Source organism: Kitasatospora sp. NPDC057518 (genome assembly GCF_042802075.1).
In the GTDB taxonomy this organism is placed as follows: domain Bacteria; phylum Actinomycetota; class Actinomycetes; order Streptomycetales; family Streptomycetaceae; genus Kitasatospora.
Genome location: NZ_JBHVEU010000763.1, coordinates 1 through 1,809, shown reverse-complemented (window position 1 = coordinate 1,809; position 1,809 = coordinate 1). Strand labels below are relative to the sequence as shown.

Annotated in this window: 1 protein-coding gene; it reads left to right on the top strand. The window is 70.9% G+C overall.

The annotated features are described in order from the left end of the window. Window positions 1–171: 171 nt before the first annotated feature. Window positions 172–1,773: an IS1182 family transposase gene (locus ACFU7Z_RS39195; RefSeq protein ID WP_380782938.1), complete on the top strand. Its 1,602-nt coding sequence runs from the start codon at window positions 172–174 to the stop codon at window positions 1,771–1,773. Window positions 1,774–1,809: the final 36 nt, after the last annotated feature.

Genomic DNA, 1,809 nt, shown 5'->3' with positions numbered 1-1,809 from the left:
GACTCTGCTGGCGAAGTCGGTTGGGTTGGGCGTGGGACAGTAAGTGTGTGCCGGTCGGGGCGGGTTGGCTGTCTGTGGGGGTGGGTCGTGTTGCGTCCTGGTGGTGTGTCGGGGATTCCGGCGGAGACCGTGGCGCTGGCTCGCCGGGTCCATCCGCGGGGGACGGACGAGATGCGGGTTCGGGACGCGCTGGGTCCGTTGTTCAGCGACGAGGACTTCACCACGGGTGAGTTCGAGGAGATGTACGCGGGCCTGGGACGGCCCGGGATCTCGCCGGCCCTGCTGGCGATGGTCACGGTCCTGCAGTTCCTGCACAACCTCTCCGACCGGGACGCCGCGGTGGCGGTGGCCGACCGGATCTCCTGGAAGTACGCGCTGGGACTGGAGCTGGAGTACACCGGTTTCGATGCCAGCGTGCTGTGCGAGTTCCGGGCCCGCCTGGCAGCCGGGAACCGGGCGGATGCCCTGCTCTCGCTGATGCTGGAACGTCTGAAGGCCGCCGGCCTGGTGCGGGCCGGCGGCCGTCAGCGCACCGACTCCACCCACGTGCTGGCCTGTGTGCGCGCACTGAACCGCGTCGAGTGCCTGGGCGAGGCCCTGCGCGCGGCCCTGGAGGAGATAGCCCGCACCGACCCGGGCCTGGTCGTGCCGCTGCTCGGGCCCGGCTGGGACGAACGCTACGGCCGCAAGGTCGAGACCGGCAGGCTCCTGCGCCGCAGAGGCGCCTCCGCCCTCAAGCTCGCCGAGCAGATCGGCGCCGACGGGCAGAGCCTGATCGCCGCCATCGACACGGACCCCGACGCCGTGCGGATGAACGGCCTCCCGCAGGTCAAAATCCTGCGCGAGCTGTGGGACCAGCACTTCGAGGCCACCACCACCGGCCGACTGCGCTACCGGGACACCGAGGAACTGCCGCCCTCCGCACAGCGCGTGCGCTCACCCCACGACCCTGACGCCCGCTACAGCACCAAAGGCGCGCCCGGCGCCGCACGCATGGAATGGACCGGTTCCAAGGGCCACCTGACCGAGTCCTGCGACGAGGGCCTGCCGCACGTGGTCACCGACGTCCACACCACCCCCGCCACCGAACCCGACGTCACGGCCGTCACCCCCGTCCAGGACAAACTCATCGCCCGGGACCTGAAACCCGGCGAGCACCTGCTCGACTCCGGCTACCCCAGCGGGCCCGGCATCGGCGCGTCCCTGGAACGCGGCATCTCCCTTGTCGCCCCCGTCACGGTCCAGACCGGCCGGGGCGCCCGGGGCGGCACGTTCACCCCCAAGGACTTCCACGTCGACTGGCACAGCGGCGTCACCCACTGCCCCGCCGGGGCCACCAGCATCTCCATGCGGCCGAAGAAGGACGGCCTGATCCGCGTCGCCTTCTCCCGCGCGGACTGCCGCCCCTGCCCGATCCGCGCCCAGTGCACCACCGGCGCCCCTCACCTCGGCCGGGTCCTGGAGATCCATCCCGAACCGATCCATACCGCCCGGACACGGATGCAGGCCGAACAGGACACCCCCCGATGGCGCGAGGCCTACCGGGCCCGCGCCGGCATCGAGGGCACCATCTCACAAGCGGTCCGAGGCCCCGGCCTGCGACGATCCCGCTACCGGGGCCTCGCCAAAACCCACCTCCAGAACGTCCTCATCGGCATGGCCGTCAACATCCGCCGACTCGGCGCCCACTTCGACACCACCACCAGACCAAGCCGCCGCCCCACCCGCATCCACACACTCTGCACCCAACACGGCATCGCAACAACGGCCTGAGCCTGACCTAGATCGAATACTTCGCCAGCAGAGTCG

What these genes read in the sequence shown, in the direction of transcription:
- ACFU7Z_RS39195 (WP_380782938.1), top strand. Translation starts at nt 172, where the DNA reads ATGCGGGTTCGGGACGCGCTGGGTCCGTTGTTCAGCGACGAGGACTTC.